Origin of the sequence: Hydrogenophaga intermedia (genome assembly GCF_000723405.1) — a bacterium.
Lineage (GTDB): Bacteria > Pseudomonadota > Gammaproteobacteria > Burkholderiales > Burkholderiaceae_C > Hydrogenophaga > Hydrogenophaga intermedia.
On record NZ_CCAE010000077.1, the window covers coordinates 1 to 18,801 of the forward strand.

Here is an 18,801-nt window from a genome sequence, read left to right on the forward strand (position 1 = left end):
CAGCCTGACGCCACAGATCGGCGATCCGGCGCTGCACCATAAGGATCAACTGGTCTGTGGTGGTGAACAGGCAATACCGAAGAAAGCATGCGACCTCCACGGTGCGCGCTGGCTCTTTGATCTTGGCTCCGGCTGAGGGCGGCCTGGAGACAAGTCGGCGCGCGTAGCGGCGCAAGATGAGATCGGGGATGTCTGCCAGGTGCTTATGAACGTCCAGCGTGTAAAGCAGGTCGATGCGCTCCAGTACCTCGCTGATTTGGCGGGTTGAGTGTTTCGCCGGTGCAGCCCATAGCCAACTCTGCTGGGTTTGTCCATCTGGGCGCAGCTCTGAAACTGAGGCTCGCCAGCGATCAAGTGTTGCTGGATCAACGCTGGCGGCGATGGCGGTGCCTGTTTCAACTTCAAGCTGGGCAAGTGCCGCCGCAATCAGTGTCCGAATTGCCCGCTCGTGCACGATCACCAGCTTGTTCTTGTACAGCCATTGACGCGCCCGCACGAGTAGCTGATCGCGGTCGGCGCAGCGCGCCACTTCGTCGCGCAGTTCACGTACCAGTGAGCGGCGCTGGTGCTCGCTCATCCACTGGAATCCAAGGACCGTGCAGGCTACTTGTTGGTGATCGAATAGCGTGCGCCCGCGTTCATACATGGCTCTCAGCGAGGCGACTTCTGGTGCTGCAATGCCAAGCTCGTTGCCAAGGTGGCGCCACAAGGCTACTGGAATTACCCGAAAGGCACCGAGCAAACGCCCACTCATGCGCAGGAAACCAATATGGAGCGCCAGACCAAGCTTGTGGGAATCACCTCGGCGTGCATTGATTGCGTCGCGCTCGGCACCATCGAAGGTGAAAAATGCCTTCATCTCGAAGTCGCTGATATCGCGGGGGAGCCCACGCATCCCCAAAAACGTTGTGTGCCAACCCTGCATCGTGAACCTCAAAAGTGGGAGGCCACCATACCCGTTTACAAAGCGAACAGGAAAGTCAATGAAATCAACGGTCTACCCAGACCACCCCCGCGCCAGTGCTAGCTTTGCGTACCGTCACTTATTGCACTGAAAACGAGGAGACCCCGAAACGCATCACCGTAGGCGTGGCCATCGCCGGCGCGGCCGTCCTGGTGCTGGGCGCGGCCTGCTATGCCGCCGGTGCCCGCATCAACACGACCAAGAGCATCCCAGTCGGCCTGTACTGGACAACCAGCGCGCCGGTGGAGAAGGGCGCTTACGTGCTTTGGTGCCCGCCGAAAGCGGGCGTGTTCGATGACGCCAAGGAAAGGGGTTACATCGGGGCCGGCTTCTGCGCGGGCGGGTACGGCTACATGATGAAGCGCGTTTTAGCCGCTAAAAGCGACACCGTGACCGTCACTGATGACGGCGTGCGGGTGAATGGCGAGCTGCTGCCCTTGAGCAAGCCGATCAAGGCCGATTCCGCTGGCAGGCCATTGCCGCGTTTCCAGGCCGACCGCTACACGCTGGGCAATTCCGAGGTGCTGCTTATGTCGGACGTAAGCGGCACTTCCTTCGATGGCCGTTACTTCGGGCCAATCAATCTTTCGCAAATCAAGACCGTGATTCGTCCGGTCATCACCTGGTAGGGAAGGGGATCACCATGCGACTTTTCATCGCTGAAAAACCATCCGTAGCAAAAGCCATTGCCGAGGCGCTGGGCGTCACAAGCAAAGGCGACGGCTACATCGAGTGCGGCACCGACAAAATTACCTGGTGCTTTGGCCACATGCTGGAACAGGCCGAGCCGGACGAGTACACGCCGGACGACGTGCCGCGCAACAAGGCCGGCAAGAAAATCTGGCGCATCGAAGAGCTGCCCATCATCCCGGAAACGTGGATTCTGCGGCCAAAGGACGATGCCAAGAAGCAGCTTGCCGTAATCGGCAAACTCATCAAGGAAGCGGGCGAAATCGTCAACGCCGGCGACCCCGACCGCGAAGGTCAGTTGCTGGTCGATGAAGTGCTGCACCACTTCAAGGCCAACAAGCCGACGCGCCGTTTTTGGGTGTCGGCTCAAGACACCGTAACGGTCAAGCGTGGCTTGGCCGCGCTGAAAGAGAACAACACCTATCGCGGCTGGGCTGATGCGGCCCGAGGGCGCGCACGCGCTGACTGGCTGATCGGCATGAACCTTTCCCGCGCCTACACCCTGCGGGCGCAGCGCGGCGGTTCCAGGGCCTTGCTGACCGTGGGCCGCGTGCAGACCCCGACGCTGGCCCTGGTTGTGAATCGTGACCGCGAAATCGAGGCGTTCAAGCCCGTTCCGTACCACACGATCCGGGCCGCGATCCAGCATGAAGGCGGCACGTTTATGGCCGCCTGGAAGGCGAAGGAGGATCAAGCCGGCCTGGACAGCGAAGGCCGCCTTGTCGATACCGCCGTGGCCGATGCCCTGGTGGCCAGCATCAAGGGCCAGCCAGGCAGCATTGCCGAGTACAAGCAGGAAGCGAAGAAGCAGAACCAGCCGCTGGCGTTCGCGCTGTCCGACATTACGGTACTGGCGTCAAACAAGTACGGGTACAGCGCCGAGGACGTGCTGAATACCTGCCAGTCGCTTTATGAAACGCACAAGCTGACCAGCTACCCGCGAACCGACTGCGCCTACCTGCCCGAGTCGCAGCACGCCGACGCCGCCAACGTGCTCGATGCCGTCAAGCATGTGAACCCGGAGCTGGCCGGCCTGGTCGATGCCGCCGATCCGCGCATCAAGTCAAAGACCTGGAACGATTCCAAGATCACCGCGCACCACGGCATCGTGCCGACCATGCACAAGGGCAACAAGGCCGGCTTGAGCGAGCGCGAGCGCAACATCTATGAATTGATCGTGCGGGCCTACATCGCGCAGTTCTACCCACTGCACGAATACATGCAGACCACCGTGGGCGTGGACGTGGCCGGCGAGACGTTCGCTGCCAGCGGCAAGGTAGTCACGAAAAACGGCTGGCGTGACGTGTACGACCAGGCCGACGAGGACACCGACAAGGAGCAGGACGACAGCGATAGCCAGCGCCTGCCGACGATGAAGCAAGGCGACGGCGTGACTTGCACGGATGCGAGCCGCAAGGATTCCAAGACGAAGCCACCGCAGCGGTTCACCGAGGGCACGCTGACCCGCGCAATGGAGAACATCCACAAGTTCGTGGCCGACGCCGAGCACAAGAAGATGCTGCGCGAAGGCGATGGCATCGGCACTTCCGCAACCCGCGCTTCGATCATTGCCGAGTTGAAGCGGCGCGAGTTCCTGGAAACCAAGGGCAAGCAAATTATCAGCACCACCTTGGGCCGCAGCGTGATCGACGCGCTGCCCGAAGTCGTGAAAAGTCCGGTTCTCACCGCGCTTTACGAACGCATGTTGAAGGGCATCGAGCAGGGCACCGCCGAGCTGGCCGCGTTCATCACGAAACAAGAATCCTTCATCCGCGACCAGGTGGCCAAGGCCAACACCGGGGCCGTGTCCATCGCCGGCGGTAAAGAAGCCGCGCCAGTGTCCACCCTGCACAAGTGCATGGCGTGCGGCACCGGCCTTTCGCGCCGGCCGAGCAAGAAGAAGGGGCATTTCTGGTGGGGATGCAGCAACTACCCCGCTTGCAAGCAGACCTATCCCGACCTGAAAGGCCGGCCCGACTACAGCAAGGGCCGCAGCGGCCCCGCAGATTCAACCACCGACAAGGAGTAACGCCATGACTGACCCGAAGAACCAAACCAACACCGATACCACGGCCGAGCTGCCGCCGGTCGATGACTACGCCAGCGCCACCGAGGCGCTGCGCGAAAAGCTGACCGATGCGCAGACGCCCGGCTACCAGGCCGAGTTCGACCCCGAGGAAGCCGAGCGCGCCGGCGCTTTCGTGGAGGATGCCTTGAGCGAAGAGGACGCCGCCGACAGCAATGCCGACCTGGTGGACGTGCTGGGCGAAGAGCAGCCCGGTTTCCTGGACGACGAAGGCCCCAGCGCGGAAATCCCGACCTTCATCACGCGCACCAATGCCCGCGAGCGGTTCGGCATGGAGCCGGGCGAGACGGTGCCCGAGGCCATCGCCAGGCACAACGCCAAGGAGGGTTGATAGATGGCCATGACCAAGGCTGAAGCCGAAGGGGTAGCGCGGTTGTTCTTGACCGACTACCCCGGCGCGCTTGAGCTGGCCTACAAGTTCCGCGACAACACGGCCCAGCTTTACGGGCCGCGTGCCGTGGAAGTGCCCCAGGACATGAAGGGCGGCTATCTGCCGAAAGAGACGATAGCCCCCAACGGACGCACCTATCGGGGTCGCGTGGACATTCCCCTGGAAAACGTCCAGGACGCCCGCGACTTGCTCATTACGTTGCGCCATGAGGTTCTAGGGCACTACGGGGCCAACACCTTCGCACCGGCCGAGAAGCGGGCCTTGCTCGATGGCGTGATCGCCGGCCGCGAAGAACCAACGCTCAAGCCGCTATGGGATGACATCAACGAACGCTATGCCGGCACATCGCTGGACATGCGCGCCGAGGAAGTCATTGCCCTGCAATCCGAAGGCATCGCACCACGTCACCACGTTGGCAACGACCAGGTGCAACAGCGAGGCCAGCAATCCTTCAAGGAAACCTGCATCGCCCGTGTCCGGCCGATGGGGGCCGACGACCTGCACAACATCGTGTGCATGGTCGCCCAGGGCCTGCACGACCGCACCAGGACACAGCAGACATTCCCGGAGATCAACGAACTATTCAGAAGGGACAACACTATGGAACCGAAGAAGCCGTTTCATGAAGTGGTGGCCGAAAAGCTGATCGAACAGCTCAAGGCTGGCACCGCGCCGTGGCAAAAACCGTGGCAACCAGGCGAACCTAATTCGCTGATGCCGATGAACCCCACCACCGGCAAACGCTACAAAGGCATTAACGCAATTCACCTGATGGCCCAAGGCCGGGATGACTCGCGCTGGATGACCTACAAGCAGGCGGCGGCCGCCGGCGCACAGGTGCGCAAGGGCGAGAAAGGCACGCCCGTTCAATACTGGAAATTCAGCGAAGAGCAAGACAAGCTGGATGACCAGGGCCGGCCGGTGCGCGATGCGAACGGCGAGAAGATCAAGGAAACCGTCCAGCTCGAACGGCCCCGCGTGTTCTTCGCTACCGTTTTCAACGGCGAGCAGATCGACGGCCTGCCGCCGCAGCAGATCAAGCCCAAGGCAGAACAGCAGTGGGATGCCGTGGAGCGGGCCGAACACATCCTGCAAGCGTCCGGGGCGAAGATCACCCACGCGGCCGGGGATCGGGCTTTCTATCGGCCTTCGACCGACAGCATCACCCTGCCGGAAAAAAGCCAGTTCGAGAGCGCCGACCGCTACTACGCGACGGCCTTGCACGAGCTGGGACATTGGACTGGCCACCCTTCGCGCCTCGACCGTGACCTTGCCCATCCGTTCGGATCGGAGGGGTACGCCAAGGAAGAATTGCGGGCCGAGATTTCTTCGATGATCGTGGGCGACGAGCTGGGCATTGGCCACGACCCCGAGCAGCACGCCGCTTATGTCGGTTCCTGGATCAAGGCGCTGCAAGACGATCCGCTGGAAATTTTCCGCGCCTCATCCGACGCCGAGAAAATCCATGATTACGTGCTGGCCTTCGAGCAGGTGCAGGTGCAGGAGCAAGACCAGGCCCAGCAGCAAGAAAAGGAGCTGGCCATGCAACCAACCAACATCGACAACCTGCCCGGCCGCCTGGTGGATCGGCTGGCCGACAACGGCATCATGTCCCGGCCTGATGCCGAGGTCACAAGCGCGCTGCGCGACTTGCACACTGGCACCGAGGCGACCAGGGCAATCGACATTCAGGCGCTGAACGAAGCCAGCGAAAAGGCATTTGGCTTCACGCTGCCCGCTGACTGGATCGGCCAGGTGCAAGTCCAGGGCAACGTCATGGAAGGCGAAGGCGACGATCAGCACGTCACTTCGGCCGCATCCCTTGGCGTTGAACCGCAGTTCTATGGGGTGTATGCCCGCCGGGAAGATGGCACGCACCAATGGCTTGCTGACTTCGACGGCGAACAGCAGGCCGACGAGCTGGCCCAGCGCCTGGCGGCGGTCGATGCCTACGCCGAAGTGAACGATGTTGAGCGAGCGGCGAAGCTGGCCCGCGTCCATGAAGAGCGGGTGCGCCGCGATCCGAACAGCACCGACGAGGACATTTCAGCCGCTAAAGAAGCACGCAAAGACGCTGAAATGACCGTGATGCTGAACGACCAGGACTTGCAGAATCGCATTGCCGAGCATGAGCGCGAGCAGCAGGAGCAGGCCCAGGGCGCGACGGCTGCGCCGGCGCAGCAGAAGGCCGAACGCGAGTACATCAACGTGCCTTTCAAGGAAAAAGACGAGGCCAAGGGACTCGGGGCACGCTGGGATCGTCAGCAACAGTCCTGGTACGTGCCGCCGGGCGTCGATACCGCACCGTTTGCCAAATGGGCGCAGGGAGCCGCTACAGCGGCCGCAGAGCCACAGGCGGCCCAGCAGGCCACCCAGGGCCAGGAGCAGGCGCAGAAGCCCGCACAGGCCCGCCAGTACCTTGCCGTGCCCTATGCCGAGCGTGGCGAGGCCAAAGCGGCCGGCGCGCTTTGGGATAAGGCGGCGAAGTCCTGGTATGCCGGCCCGCGTGCCGACATGGCCAAGCTGGAACGCTGGAACCCCGACAACGTATCGGCCCAGCAAGGGCCGGCTATGACGCCAAGGGAAGAGTTCGCGCAAGCCATGCGCAGCGCCGGCCTATTCGTCGGCCAGCGACCGGACGGCGACCATCCAATCATGGACGGCAAGAAACATCGCGTGCCGGTGGACGGCGGCAAGTCTGGAACCCTGGACGGCTTCTATGTCGGGCACCTGGACGGCCACCCGGCCGGCCGGATCATCAACAACAAGACCGGCACGGACATTACCTGGAAGAGCAAGGGCTATGCCTTGAGCGACGAGGAAAAGGCCAAGCTGCAAGCCGAGGCCGCGACCAAGCTGGCCGAGCGCGAGGCCGCACAGGAGCAGGCGCACGAAGCCACGGCCCAGCGTGTCGGCCGTCAGATGGCCACCCTTGCGCCCATCGAGCAGCCGACGCCGTACCTGGAAGCCAAGGGCATCAAGCCGCAGGCGGGCGTGCTGACCGACAAGGAAGGCCAGAAAACCTACATTCCGGTGTTCGATGCGGACGGCAAGCAATGGGCGATGCAGTACATCCAGGAGGACGGCACCAAGCGGTTCGCCAAGGACAGCAAGAAGGAAGGATGCTTTCATCCGGTCGGCGGCATGGATGCCTTGGCCGCAGCGCCGGCCCTGGTCATTTCCGAGGGCTATGCCACAGCGGCGAGCAATTCCGAGGCGCTGGGCTTTGCCACGGTCGCGGCGTTCGACTCGGGCAACCTGCCCCACGTCGCCCGCGCACTGCATGAGAAGTACCCGGACAAGCCCATCATCATCGCCGGCGACGACGACAAGGCCCAGGAGCTGGAACGCGGCTACAACCCCGGCCGGGCCAAGGCCGAGGAAGCCGCAAAGGCAGTAGGTGGCAAGGCCATCTTCCCGATCTTTGCACCGGGCGAGCAGGCCGGCGATCCCAAGGGCTTCACCGACTTCAACGACTTGGCCAACAAGAGCGAGCTGGGGCGCGAAGGCGTACAGCGTCAGGTCAGTACGGCCGTGGGCAAGGTGCTGGTCGATGTTGGCCAGCAGGAGAAGGCGCAGAGGATCGACCAGGAACAGAAGCGCGAGCAGAAACAGGAGCAGCGGCCGAGGCGGGCCGCCAAGATCGGATAACAGCACGACCGCCCTACTTCGCCGCCCCGCACTCCGGGGCGGTTTTTTTTGGCCTGCGCACCAGGTCGGAGATCCACGGCTAGATCCCCGCCGGCGAGATCCACAACGAGATCCACCCGGCCCCGTTGCATGGCCCAAAACAACCTAGCCAATTTGATGTCATTTTCAGAAGACGACTGCACCAGTTGATTGGGCGTAATGGCTGTTGTGCAGCCAGCTCCTGACAGTTCAATATCAGAAGTGATCTGCACCAATCTCGACTATGCTCAATACTCGTGTGCACCAAAGCGAGGTGAGCATGGCGACGGACACCCCACGGATTCCAGAACAAGGCGTGGCCACTCTGCCTGATGAGGCTTGGGAGCGTGCGCGCCGTCGTGCGGAGATCATCAGTCCGTTGGCGCAGTCGGAGACGGTCGGGCACGAAGCGGCCGATATGGCGGCTCAGGCGCTGGGCTTGTCTCGGCGCCAGGTATACGTTCTGATCCGGCGTGCCCGGCAAGGCAGCGGCCTCGTGACGGATCTGGTGCCCGGCCAGTCCGGTGGAGGTAAAGGTAAGGGGCGCTTGCCGGAACCGGTCGAGCGCGTCATCCACGAGCTACTGCAAAAGCGGTTCCTGACCAAGCAGAAGCGCAGCCTAGCGGCCTTTCACCGCGAAGTCACTCAGGTGTGCAAGGCTCAAAAACTGCGAGTGCCGGCGCGCAATACCGTGGCCTTACGGATCGCTAGCCTTGACCCGCGCAAGGTCATCCGCCGGCGGGAAGGCCAGGATGCCGCTCGTGACCTACAAGGTGTGGGCGGCGAGCCTCCTGCCGTGACCGCGCCGCTGGAGCAGGTGCAGATAGACCATACGGTCATCGACCTGATCGTGGTCGATGACCGCGACCGGCAACCTATTGGCCGCCCGTACCTGACCCTCGCCATCGACGTGTTCACCCGCTGCGTGCTCGGCATGGTCGTCACGCTGGAAGCGCCGTCTGCCGTTTCGGTTGGCCTGTGCCTCGTGCATGTCGCCTGCGACAAGCGCCCTTGGCTGGAAGGACTGAACGTGGAAATGGATTGGCAGATGAGCGGCAAGCCCTTGCTGCTCTACCTAGACAACGCGGCCGAGTTCAAGAGCGAGGCCCTGCGCCGGGGTTGCGAGCAGCATGGCATCCGGCTGGACTATCGCCCGCTGGGACAGCCGCACTATGGCGGCATCGTGGAACGGATCATCGGCACGGCGATGCAGATGATTCACGACGAACTGCCGGGAACGACCTTCTCCAACCCTGACCAGCGCGGCGACTACGATTCCGAAAACAAGGCCGCCCTGACGCTGCGCGAGCTAGAGCGCTGGCTCACATTGGCGGTCGGCACCTACCACGGTTCGGTGCACAACGGCCTGCTCCAACCGCCGGCCGCGCGCTGGGCCGAGGCCGTGGCGCGTGTCGGCGTACCGGCCGTCGTCACACGCGCTACTTCGTTCCTGGTCGATTTTCTGCCGATCCTCCGGCGCACGCTGACCCGCACCGGCTTTGTCATCGACCACATCCACTACTACGCCGATGCGCTCAAGCCGTGGATTGCGCGGCGTGAACGCTGGCCGTCCTTTCTGATCCGGCGCGATCCGCGCGACATCAGCCGTATCTGGGTCCTGGAACCGGAGGGACAGCATTACCTGGAAATTCCCTACCGTACCTTGTCGCATCCGGCTGTCACCCTCTGGGAACAACGGCAGGCGCTGGCGAAACTGCGGCAGCAAGGGCGCGAACAGGTGGATGAGTCGGCGCTGTTCCGCATGATCGGCCAGATGCGTGAGATTGTGACCAGCGCGCAGAAGGCCACACGCAAGGCGCGGCGTGACGCGGATCGCCGCCAGCACCTCAAGACATCAGCTCGGCCGGACAAGCCCGTTCCGCCGGATACGGATATTGCCGACCCGCAGGCAGACAACTTGCCACCCGCCAAACCGTTCGACCAGATTGAGGAGTGGTAGCCGTGGACGAATATCCCATCATCGACCTGTCCCACCTGCTGCCGGCGGCCCAGGGCTTGGCCCGTCTTCCGGCGGACGAGCGCATCCAGCGCCTTCGCGCCGACCGCTGGATCGGCTATCCGCGCGCAGTCGAGGCGCTGAACCGGCTGGAAGCCCTTTATGCGTGGCCAAACAAGCAACGCATGCCCAACCTGCTGCTGGTTGGCCCGACCAACAATGGCAAGTCGATGATCGTCGAGAAGTTCCGCCGCACCCACCCGGCCAGCTCCGACGCCGACCAGGAGCACATCCCGGTGTTGGTCGTGCAGATGCCGTCCGAGCCGTCCGTGATCCGCTTCTACGTCGCGCTGCTCGCCGCGATGGGCGCGCCGCTGCGCCCACGCCCACGGTTGCCGGAAATGGAGCAACTGGCTCTGGCTGTTGAGTTGCATCTAAAATTGACCCACTTAGGGTAAAGATTTGCGTCGAAATTTGACCCACGTATGACACTGTTTCCCGTCTGGATATGGCGGGAGAAATCAAGGAGTGATAAACGTGGCGATATTGAGCGCAATTCGACGCTGGCATTTTCGCGATGGTGCGTCGATTCGGGAAATAGCCCGACGAAGCGGCCTGTCCAGGAACACCGTTCGCAAGTATTTGCAAAGCAAGGTGGTTGAACCGCAGTACCCAGCGCGAGACAGCGTTGGCAAGTTAAGTCCTTTTGAGCCCAAGTTAAGGCAGTGGCTCTCCACCGAGCACAAAAAGACAAAGAAGCTGCGCAGAAACCTGCGCAGCATGTACCGGGATTTGGTCGCTTTGGGCTTTACCGGGTCTTATGACCGAGTGTGTGCCTTTGCCCGACAGTGGAAAGATTCCGAACAGTTCAAGGCGCAAACCTCGGGCAAGGGTTGTTTCATCCCCTTGCGCTTTGCTTGTGGCGAAGCCTTCCAATTCGATTGGAGTGAGGACTTTGCCCGCATAGCGGGCAAACAGGTCAAACTTCAGATTGCCCAGTTTAAGTTGGCCCACAGCCGGGCCTTTGTGCTTCGGGCTTACTACCAGCAAAAACATGAAATGCTGTTTGATGCCCACTGGCATGCCTTTCAAATCTTCGGTGGCATTCCCAAGCGCGGCATCTACGACAACATGAAGACCGCTGTGGATTCGGTGGGGCGTGGCAAAGAGCGCAGGGTCAATCAGCGGTTCACTGCCATGGTCAGCCACTACCTGTTTGATGCGCAGTTCTGTAATCCAGCATCGGGTTGGGAGAAAGGCCAGATTGAGAAGAACGTGCAGGATTCCCGCCAACGCCTGTGGCAAGGGGCACCAGACTTTCAAAGCCTTGCTGATTTGAATGTGTGGCTTGAGCATCGCTGCAAAGCGCTGTGGTCTGAGCTGCGCCACCCCGAATTGGACCAAACCGTGCAAGAGGCCTTTGCCGATGAACAAGGCGAGTTGATGGCGCTACCCAATGCCTTTGATGCATTCGTGGAGCAAACCAAGCGAGTCACTTCAACCTGCCTTGTTCACCACGAGGGCAATCGCTACAGCGTTCCTGCCAGTTACGCCAACAGGGCCATCAGCCTTCGGATTTATGCAGACAAGCTGGTGATGGCTGCCGAAGGCCAACACATTGCCGAGCATCCAAGATTGTTTGGCAGTGGCCACGCTCGGCGTGGCCACACACAATACGACTGGCACCATTACTTGTCTGTGCTTCAGAAGAAACCTGGGGCGTTGCGCAATGGTGCGCCATTTGCTGAATTGCCACCCGCGTTCAAGAAGCTTCAATCCATCTTGCTGCAACGCCCCGGCGGTGACCGTGACATGGTGGAAATTCTGGCCCTTGTATTGCACCACGATGAAGGTGCGGTACTCAGTGCTGTGGAATTGGCATTGGAGTGTGGCAAGCCATCGAAGGAGCATGTGCTTAATCTGTTGGGACGTTTGACCGAAGAACCTCCACCCAAACCGATTCCAATTCCCAAGGGGTTAAGGCTGACATTGGAACCACAGGCCAACGTGAACCGCTATGACAGTTTAAGGAGAGCCCATGATGCAGCATGAAGGCCATGTGAGAATCCTCAAATCCTTGAAACTCTTTGGCATGGCACACGCCATTGAGGAGTTGGGCAATCAGAATTCACCAGCATTTAATCAAGCCTTGCCCATGCTGGACAGCTTGATTAAAGCTGAAGTGGCAGAGCGTGAAGTACGTTCGGTGAACTATCAATTGCGGGTGGCCAAGTTCCCCGTGTATCGGGACTTGGTGGGCTTTGACTTCAGTCAAAGCCTGGTTAATGAGGCCACGGTCAAACAATTGCACCGGTGCGACTTCATGGAACAAGCCCAGAACGTGGTGCTGATTGGTGGGCCAGGCACAGGCAAGACTCACCTGGCCACAGCCATTGGTACACAAGCAGTGATGCACTTGAACCGACGGGTGCGTTTCTTCTCCACCGTGGATTTGGTCAATGCACTGGAGCAAGAGAAATCATCTGGGCGTCAGGGACAAATCGCAAACCGTCTGTTGTATGCCGATTTGGTGATTCTGGATGAGCTGGGATATTTGCCTTTTAGCCAAACCGGTGGGGCACTGCTGTTTCACCTGCTCTCAAAGCTGTACGAAAAAACCAGCGTGATACTGACCACCAACTTGAGCTTCTCGGAATGGAGCCGAGTGTTTGGCGATGAAAAGATGACAACAGCGTTGTTGGACCGACTAACCCACCACTGCCACATCCTGGAAACCGGCAATGAAAGTTACCGCTTCAAACACAGTTCAACTCAGAATAAGCAGGAGGAAAAACAGACCCGCAAACTGAAAATCGAGACATAATTCTGACAACAAGGGGTGGGTCAAAATTCAATGCAAATCCCGGGTCAAATTTGGGTGCAAATCAACAGCGTGGGTTTGATCACGTGTCGAAACCCTGGCGTACCCCACCAACATGCTGTTCTCCTCTCAAAACACTTAGAAACGTAGATCGGTGAGAGATCGGAAGCGAGAGGCAGTTTTGAGAGACCTTCAACCTTCGGCAGACTGTCGGCTTTGGTATCTCTCATAAACGGATGTTTTTGAGAGAACTATCTTCGGCCTTCACACGCACGAAAGGCGGCGAAGCTCCGCCGTTAATCCGTCCGCCGGAGATCTCGCCCAGGCAGGCTGAAGGCCGAGCAAGCCTGACAGGCCCGAAAAGCCCGGCACGGGCGTCGGCGGCGATGACGGCGGCGGCATTATCCAGGGTTGATGATGGAAGTGGAGGATATCGACAACCTCTCGCGCAACCAAGACATCGCGGTCGGACTGCAAGTGATCTTGAAGCCACGGGCCCGTCCCACCCCGACATGGACCTCGATGCCCGAACGGACGTTAGATTTCGAGTTCTAGGCGTTCTGCGATGAAGGTTGGATCCCAGCCGGGATTGAAAGTGTCGACGTGGGTGAATCCGAGCCGCTCGTATAGGCCACGCAGGTTCGGGTGGCAGTCGAGCCGCAGCTTGGCGCACCCCTGCGTTCGCGCGGCATGGCGGCAAGCCTCGATCAGCGCGGAGCTGACACCCCGGCCCGCATGTGTCCGTCGCACCGCGAGCTTGTGCAGATATGCGGCCTCCCCCTTGAGGGCGTCGGGCCAGAACTCGGGATCCTCGGCCGACAAGGTGCAACAGCCGACGATGCCGTCGCTGCAACTCGCGACTAGGAGCTCGGATCTCAGGACGAAGGTCTCCGCGAATGTCCGGTCGATCCGCGCGACGTCCCAGGCGGGCGTTCCCTTGGCGGACATCCACGCCGCAGCGTCGTGCATCAGCCGCACAACCTCGTCGATATCACCCGAGCAGGCGACCCGAACGTTCGGAGGCTCCTCGCTGTCCATTCGCTCCCCTGGCGCGGTATGAACCGCCGCCTCATAGTGCAGTTTGATCCTGACGAGCCCAGCATGTCTGCGCCCACCTTCGCGGAACCTGACCAGGGTCCGCTAGCGGGCGGCCGGAAGGTGAATGCTAGGCATGATCTAACCCTCGGTCTCTGGCGTCGCGACTGCGAAATTTCGCGAGGGTTTCCGAGAAGGTGATTGCGCTTCGCAGATCTCCAGGCGCGTGGGTGCGGACGTAGTCAGCGCCATTGCCGATCGCGTGAAGTTCCGCCGCAAGGCTCGCTGGACCCAGATCCTTTACAGGAAGGCCAACGGTGGCGCCCAAGAAGGATTTCCGCGACACCGAGACCAATAGCGGAAGCCCCAACGCCGACTTCAGCTTTTGAAGGTTCGACAGCACGTGCAGCGATGTTTCCGGTGCGGGGCTCAAGAAAAATCCCATCCCCGGATCGAGGATGAGCCGGTCGGCAGCGACCCCGCTCCGTCGCAAGGCGGAAACCCGCGCCTCGAAGAACCGCACAATCTCGTCGAGCGCGTCTTCGGGTCGAAGGTGACCGGTGCGGGTGGCGATGCCATCCCGCTGCGCTGAGTGCATAACCACCAGCCTGCAGTCCGCCTCAGCAATATCGGGATAGAGCGCAGGGTCAGGAAATCCTTGGATATCGTTCAGGTAGCCCACGCCGCGCTTGAGCGCATAGCGCTGGGTTTCCGGTTGGAAGCTGTCGATTGAAACACGGTGCATCTGATCGGACAGGGCGTCTAAGAGCGGCGCAATACGTCTGATCTCATCGGCCGGCGATACAGGCCTCGCGTCCGGATGGCTGGCGGCCGGTCCGACATCCACGACGTCTGATCCGACTCGCAGCATTTCGATCGCCGCGGTGACAGCGCCGGCGGGGTCTAGCCGCCGGCTCTCATCGAAGAAGGAGTCCTCGGTGAGATTCAGAATGCCGAACACCGTCACCATGGCGTCGGCCTCCGCAGCGACTTCCACGATGGGGATCGGGCGAGCAAAAAGGCAGCAATTATGAGCCCCATACCTACAAAGCCCCACGCATCAAGCTTTTGCCCATGAAGCAACCAGGCAATGGCTGTAATTATGACGACGCCGAGTCCCGACCAGACTGCATAAGCAACACCGACAGGGATGGATTTCAGAACCAGAGAAAGAAAATAAAATGCGATGCCATAACCGATTATGACAACGGCGGAAGGGGCAAGCTTAGTAAAGCCCTCGCTAGATTTTAATGCGGATGTTGCGATTACTTCGCCAACTATTGCGATAACAAGAAAAAGCCAGCCTTTCATGATATATCTCCCAATTTGTGTAGGGCTTATTATGCACGCTTAAAAATAATAAAAGCAGACTTGACCTGATAGTTTGGCTGTGAGCAATTATGTGCTTAGTGCATCTAACTTTGTTTTAGGGCGACTGCCCTGCTGCGTAACATCGTTGCTGCTCCATAACATCAAACATCGACCCACGGCGTAACGCGCTTGCTGCTTGGATGCCCGAGGCATAGACTGTACAAAAAAACAGTCATAACAAGCCATGAAAACCGCCACTGCGCCGTTACCACCGCTGCGTTCGGTCAAGGTTCTGGACCAGTTGCGTGAGCGCATACGCTACTTGCATTACAGCTTACGAACCGAACAGGCTTATGTCCACTGGGTTCGTGCCTTCATCCGTTTCCACGGTGTGCGTCACCCGGCAACCTTGGGCAGCAGCGAAGTCGAGGCATTTCTGTCCTGGCTGGCGAACGAGCGCAAGGTTTCGGTCTCCACGCATCGTCAGGCATTGGCGGCCTTGCTGTTCTTCTACGGCAAGGTGCTGTGCACGGATCTGCCCTGGCTTCAGGAGATCGGAAGACCTCGGCCGTCGCGGCGCTTGCCGGTGGTGCTGACCCCGGATGAAGTGGTTCGCATCCTCGGTTTTCTGGAAGGCGAGCATCGTTTGTTCGCCCAGCTTCTGTATGGAACGGGCATGCGGATCAGTGAGGGTTTGCAACTGCGGGTCAAGGATCTGGATTTCGATCACGGCACGATCATCGTGCGGGAGGGCAAGGGCTCCAAGGATCGGGCCTTGATGTTACCCGAGAGCTTGGCACCCAGCCTGCGCGAGCAGCTGTCGCGTGCACGGGCATGGTGGCTGAAGGACCAGGCCGAGGGCCGCAGCGGCGTTGCGCTTCCCGACGCCCTTGAGCGGAAGTATCCGCGCGCCGGGCATTCCTGGCCGTGGTTCTGGGTTTTTGCGCAGCACACGCATTCGACCGATCCACGGAGCGGTGTCGTGCGTCGCCATCACATGTATGACCAGACCTTTCAGCGCGCCTTCAAACGTGCCGTAGAACAAGCAGGCATCACGAAGCCCGCCACACCGCACACCCTCCGCCACTCGTTCGCGACGGCCTTGCTCCGCAGCGGTTACGACATTCGAACCGTGCAGGATCTGCTCGGCCATTCCGACGTCTCTACGACGATGATTTACACGCATGTGCTGAAAGTTGGCGGTGCCGGAGTGCGCTCACCGCTTGATGCGCTGCCGCCCCTCACTAGTGAGAGGTAGGGCAGCGCAAGTCAATCCTGGCGGATTCACTACCCCTGCGCGAAGGCCATCGGTGCCGCATCGAACGGCCGGTTGCGGAAAGTCCTCCCTGCGTCCGCTGATGGCCGGCAGCAGCCCGTCGTTGCCTGATGGATCCAACCCCTCCGCTGCTATAGTGCAGTCGGCTTCTGACGTTCAGTGCAGCCGTCTTCTGAAAACGACATTTGAACCGGGAACCTTCCCTTTTTGGCTAGGCGTGAAACAATGGTCATTTTCCCTATACCCAAAATGACCAGGAGGCCCGCATGAAAGTCGCACGCATCTACCTGCGCGTGAGCTGTCATTTTCAGAAGACGACTGCACGGAATATCAGGAGTCGGCTGCACTGGTGGATTGCAGCGCGGTGTACAGGGCCGTCTTGCTCACCTTGAGCCGTGTAGCGGCCTCTCGGACATTAAGCCCGTTGGCGATGTGCTCCCGCGCTCGCTGCAACTTGTCGGCGGTGACAACCGGCTTTCGCCCGCCCTTCCTCCCACGAGCGGCGGCGGCAGTCAACCCGGCCTTGGTGCGCTCGCGGATCAAGTCGCGCTCGAACTGGCCCAGCGCGCCGAACACGTGGAAGATGAGCCGCCCGCCTGGCGTGGTGGTGTCGATGGCTTCCGTCAGAGAACGGAAGCCGACGCCTCGCGCTTCCAGCGCGCCTATCGTTTCGATTAGGTGCGGCATAGAGCGCCCGAGCCGATCCAGCCGCCAGACGGCCAGCACGTCGCCGTCGCGCAGGTAGGCCAGCGCATCAGCCAAGCCGGGGCGGTCGGCCTTGGCCCCGGAAGCCGTGTCCTCGAAAACGCGCTCGCAGCCTGCCTTGCGTAGCGCATCCGTCTGCAAGGCGGTGTCCTGTTCCGCCGTCGATACCCGCGCATAGCCGATCAGTGCCATTTGCCGCCTCTCTTGTCCGTCATTCCGTCCGCCTATCTTAATGTCCGACAACCCGTTGTGCAATAACTTTGCTGGACAGTGTCCGGCATGGCCGACTAATGATCGTTTGACGGACATTGACGGTAAGGCATTTTTGCATTACTATGTGAAGCATCAACCTTGATTGCGAGGGCAAACCACCATGACCACATTGACCGTTACCGCACGGGGACAAGTGACGTTTCGGAAGGACGTACTGCAACACCTCGGCATCAGGCCAGGCGACAAGATCGAGCTGGACTTGTTGCCAGACGGTCGGGGCGTGCTCAAGGCGGCACGGCCCGCAGGGACGATAGCCAGCTTTGTCGGCCTGCTCGCGGGCAAGACGCAGAAGGTTGCCACCATCGAAGAAATCAACGAGGCGGCGGCGCAAGGCTGGGCAGGTAAGCAATGAAGGTCGCAGTCGATACCAACGTCCTTGTGCGTGCGGTTGTGCGTGACGATCCCGCACAAGCGGACGTTGCCGCCGCAGTCTTGACCGACGCCGAGTTGATCGCGGTCGCGCTGCCGTGCCTATGCGAATTTGTTTGGGTGCTGCTGCGTGTCTACGGCTTCCAGCAAGCCGACGCGGCCAGCGCGATCCGGGCACTACTGGCCGCCGCGAATGTGGAAGTGAACCGGCCTGCCGTGGAGGCTGGCTTGCTGGTGCTCGACGCGGGCGGAGACTTTGCCGATGGCGTCATTGCCTACGAAGGCAACTGGCTTGGCGGGGAAACCTTCGTTTCCTTCGATAAGAAGGCGGTGGCACTTCTCACGGCGCAAGGGCAATCAACGCGCCTTTTGTGACGGACATGAGCATGAACGAATTCCGCCGACTGGCCGCGAAGATCGACCAACACATGCAGCAGCTTGCCGCCCAGGGTGTCAGCGAGGCCCATGCCATCATCAATCGCATGATGGGGTACGGGCCTGACCTGCACAGGATTTGGGTCGGCACATCCGATCAGCAGCTCATGGCGCTGTCCCGCGAGTTCCCAGGGTTCTACCGCTACGCCCGCATCATGGAAGAGGCATCCGAAGCCGAGCGCCGCAAGGCTTCGCGGCCCTATGACGGCATGGCCGAGTTCTCCGAACAGCACAAGCAAATGGGCGCGCAACTGCTGACCACGGCGGCCACGCTTGAGCGTGGCTACCAGGCGTTTCGTGCGAGCGGCAGTCTCCAAGACTTCCGGCCTCAGCTCGACGAGCTGGGCCGCCTGCATCGGCAATGGCTGTCCGACCTGGAAGCCTTCAAAGACTCGCTGCGCACGCAGGGCGCAGAACCCAAGGTGCTGGAATACGTGAACGAGGCTTTCGGCCGCCTGGCCGAGCGCATCAAGCAGCTTGCCGGTTGATCGCCGGAATTTTCGGCGGTTCCGGCTTTGTCGCGCCGTGCACAAGAGTTCTGAGCAATTCCGATCTCTCGCGGCGCTTCGTGCATAGAACTTCTGACCGTTCCCGGTCAGAAGTTCTATGCACACACGGCGGCCAGCCCAGTGAACTGGTGCAGTCGCCTTCTGAAAACGACATGAGCACGGAGGAACAAGACCTAAGCCGGCAGGATGCCATCGTGGAGAGCACGAAGGCGGCCGGCTTTTACGTCGCCGGCATGGGGTCTCCTCGTTTTCAGTGCAATAAGTGACGGTACGAAAAGCTAGCACTGGCGCGGAGGTGGTGTTGGTAGAT

16 protein-coding genes and 1 pseudogene are annotated in these 18,801 nt (G+C 60.7%); 12 read left to right on the forward strand and 5 right to left on the reverse strand.

The genetic code is table 11. The annotated features are described in order from the left end of the window. A partial coding sequence (locus BN948_RS23855; protein WP_035624321.1) for a DUF4158 domain-containing protein occupies positions 1–925 on the reverse strand: 925 nt, incomplete at its 3' end. Between the two features lie 95 nt (positions 926–1,020). Here BN948_RS23855 and traF point away from each other — a divergent pair. The 8 genes and pseudogenes from traF (at position 1,021) to istB (ending at position 12,581) form a co-directional block, all read left to right on the forward strand. Beyond that, positions 1,021–1,593: a conjugative transfer signal peptidase TraF gene (gene traF, locus BN948_RS23860; RefSeq protein WP_428841498.1), complete on the forward strand. Its 573-nt coding sequence runs from the start codon at positions 1,021–1,023 to the stop codon at positions 1,591–1,593. A 14-nt stretch (positions 1,594–1,607) separates the two neighbouring features. After that, on the forward strand, positions 1,608–3,683 hold the full coding sequence (locus tag BN948_RS23865) for a DNA topoisomerase III (protein ID WP_011600633.1): 2,076 nt from the start codon (positions 1,608–1,610) through the stop codon (positions 3,681–3,683). 4 nt (positions 3,684–3,687) lie between these two features. Next, positions 3,688–4,071 carry a hypothetical protein gene (locus BN948_RS23870; protein WP_011600632.1) on the forward strand — a complete coding sequence of 128 codons (384 nt, stop codon included), beginning with the start codon at positions 3,688–3,690 and terminating at the stop codon, positions 4,069–4,071. Positions 4,072–4,074: 3 nt separating this feature from the next. Further along, on the forward strand, positions 4,075–7,782 hold the full coding sequence (locus BN948_RS23875) for a zincin-like metallopeptidase domain-containing protein (RefSeq protein WP_011600631.1): 3,708 nt from the start codon (positions 4,075–4,077) through the stop codon (positions 7,780–7,782). Positions 7,783–8,044: 262 nt separating this feature from the next. Beyond that, on the forward strand, positions 8,045–9,760 hold the full coding sequence (locus BN948_RS23880) for a Mu transposase C-terminal domain-containing protein (protein ID WP_000935451.1): 1,716 nt from the start codon (positions 8,045–8,047) through the stop codon (positions 9,758–9,760). 2 nt (positions 9,761–9,762) lie between these two features. Further along, positions 9,763–10,182 (forward strand): annotated as a pseudogene (locus BN948_RS23885) (TniB family NTP-binding protein); the annotation flags it as partial. 103 nt (positions 10,183–10,285) lie between these two features. Next, on the forward strand, positions 10,286–11,809 hold the full coding sequence (gene istA, locus BN948_RS26370; RefSeq protein WP_001324342.1) for an IS21-like element IS1326 family transposase: 1,524 nt from the start codon (positions 10,286–10,288) through the stop codon (positions 11,807–11,809). Continuing rightward, the gene (istB, locus tag BN948_RS23890) at positions 11,796–12,581 is read left to right on the forward strand and encodes an IS21-like element IS1326 family helper ATPase IstB (RefSeq protein WP_000983249.1); all 786 of its coding nucleotides are present in this window, start codon (positions 11,796–11,798) and stop codon (positions 12,579–12,581) included. Before istA ends, istB begins: the two co-directional genes overlap by 14 nt. 534 nt (positions 12,582–13,115) lie before the next feature. Here the strand turns inward: istB and BN948_RS23895 are convergent. The 3 genes from BN948_RS23895 to BN948_RS26380 form a co-directional block, all read right to left on the reverse strand. Next, positions 13,116–13,616, reverse strand: a complete 501-nt coding sequence (locus tag BN948_RS23895; protein WP_000376623.1) for a GNAT family N-acetyltransferase — start codon at positions 13,614–13,616, stop codon at positions 13,116–13,118. Between the two features lie 127 nt (positions 13,617–13,743). Further along, positions 13,744–14,583, reverse strand: a complete 840-nt coding sequence (gene sul1, locus BN948_RS23900; RefSeq protein ID WP_000259031.1) for a sulfonamide-resistant dihydropteroate synthase Sul1 — start codon at positions 14,581–14,583, stop codon at positions 13,744–13,746. Then, positions 14,577–14,924, reverse strand: a complete 348-nt coding sequence (locus BN948_RS26380) for a quaternary ammonium compound efflux SMR transporter QacE delta 1 (protein ID WP_000679427.1) — start codon at positions 14,922–14,924, stop codon at positions 14,577–14,579. Before BN948_RS26380 ends, sul1 begins: the two co-directional genes overlap by 7 nt. A 244-nt stretch (positions 14,925–15,168) precedes the next feature. Between BN948_RS26380 and intI1 the strand changes: the two genes are divergently transcribed. Continuing rightward, complete coding sequence (gene intI1, locus BN948_RS23905) at positions 15,169–16,182, forward strand: class 1 integron integrase IntI1 (RefSeq protein WP_000845048.1); 1,014 nt, start codon at positions 15,169–15,171, stop codon at positions 16,180–16,182. Between the two features lie 348 nt (positions 16,183–16,530). On the opposite strand, the gene BN948_RS23910 is transcribed toward intI1, so the two are convergent. Then, positions 16,531–17,097 (reverse strand): recombinase family protein, encoded by a 567-nt coding sequence (locus tag BN948_RS23910; RefSeq protein ID WP_003159185.1) that lies wholly within the window; start codon positions 17,095–17,097, stop codon positions 16,531–16,533. Between the two features lie 181 nt (positions 17,098–17,278). Here BN948_RS23910 and BN948_RS23915 point away from each other — a divergent pair, with 181 nt between their 5' ends. From BN948_RS23915 to BN948_RS23925, 3 genes are read left to right on the forward strand one after another with little or no spacing between them, the layout of a single operon-like run. Further along, a complete protein-coding gene (locus BN948_RS23915) occupies positions 17,279–17,530 on the forward strand; it encodes an AbrB/MazE/SpoVT family DNA-binding domain-containing protein (protein ID WP_003108276.1) in 252 nt (83 codons plus the stop codon). After that, on the forward strand, positions 17,527–17,922 hold the full coding sequence (locus tag BN948_RS23920; protein ID WP_003159186.1) for a type II toxin-antitoxin system VapC family toxin: 396 nt from the start codon (positions 17,527–17,529) through the stop codon (positions 17,920–17,922). The genes BN948_RS23915 and BN948_RS23920 overlap by 4 nt, the downstream gene beginning before the upstream one ends. An 11-nt stretch (positions 17,923–17,933) precedes the next feature. Next, the gene (locus BN948_RS23925) at positions 17,934–18,470 is read left to right on the forward strand and encodes a hypothetical protein (RefSeq protein WP_003159187.1); all 537 of its coding nucleotides are present in this window, start codon (positions 17,934–17,936) and stop codon (positions 18,468–18,470) included. Positions 18,471–18,801 lie beyond the last annotated feature (331 nt).

What these genes read in the sequence shown, in the direction of transcription:
- BN948_RS23865 (WP_011600633.1), top strand. Translation starts at nt 1,608, where the DNA reads ATGCGACTTTTCATCGCTGAAAAACCATCCGTAGCAAAAGCCATTGCC.
- BN948_RS23870 (WP_011600632.1), top strand. Translation starts at nt 3,688, where the DNA reads ATGACTGACCCGAAGAACCAAACCAACACCGATACCACGGCCGAGCTG.
- BN948_RS23875 (WP_011600631.1), top strand. Translation starts at nt 4,075, where the DNA reads ATGGCCATGACCAAGGCTGAAGCCGAAGGGGTAGCGCGGTTGTTCTTG.
- BN948_RS23880 (WP_000935451.1), top strand. Translation starts at nt 8,045, where the DNA reads ATGCTCAATACTCGTGTGCACCAAAGCGAGGTGAGCATGGCGACGGAC.
- istB (WP_000983249.1), top strand. Translation starts at nt 11,796, where the DNA reads ATGATGCAGCATGAAGGCCATGTGAGAATCCTCAAATCCTTGAAACTC.
- BN948_RS23895 (WP_000376623.1), bottom strand. Translation starts at nt 13,616, where the DNA reads ATGGACAGCGAGGAGCCTCCGAACGTTCGGGTCGCCTGCTCGGGTGAT.
- sul1 (WP_000259031.1), bottom strand. Translation starts at nt 14,583, where the DNA reads ATGGTGACGGTGTTCGGCATTCTGAATCTCACCGAGGACTCCTTCTTC.
- BN948_RS26380 (WP_000679427.1), bottom strand. Translation starts at nt 14,924, where the DNA reads ATGAAAGGCTGGCTTTTTCTTGTTATCGCAATAGTTGGCGAAGTAATC.
- intI1 (WP_000845048.1), top strand. Translation starts at nt 15,169, where the DNA reads ATGAAAACCGCCACTGCGCCGTTACCACCGCTGCGTTCGGTCAAGGTT.
- BN948_RS23910 (WP_003159185.1), bottom strand. Translation starts at nt 17,097, where the DNA reads ATGGCACTGATCGGCTATGCGCGGGTATCGACGGCGGAACAGGACACC.
- BN948_RS23915 (WP_003108276.1), top strand. Translation starts at nt 17,279, where the DNA reads ATGACCACATTGACCGTTACCGCACGGGGACAAGTGACGTTTCGGAAG.
- BN948_RS23920 (WP_003159186.1), top strand. Translation starts at nt 17,527, where the DNA reads ATGAAGGTCGCAGTCGATACCAACGTCCTTGTGCGTGCGGTTGTGCGT.
- BN948_RS23925 (WP_003159187.1), top strand. Translation starts at nt 17,934, where the DNA reads ATGAACGAATTCCGCCGACTGGCCGCGAAGATCGACCAACACATGCAG.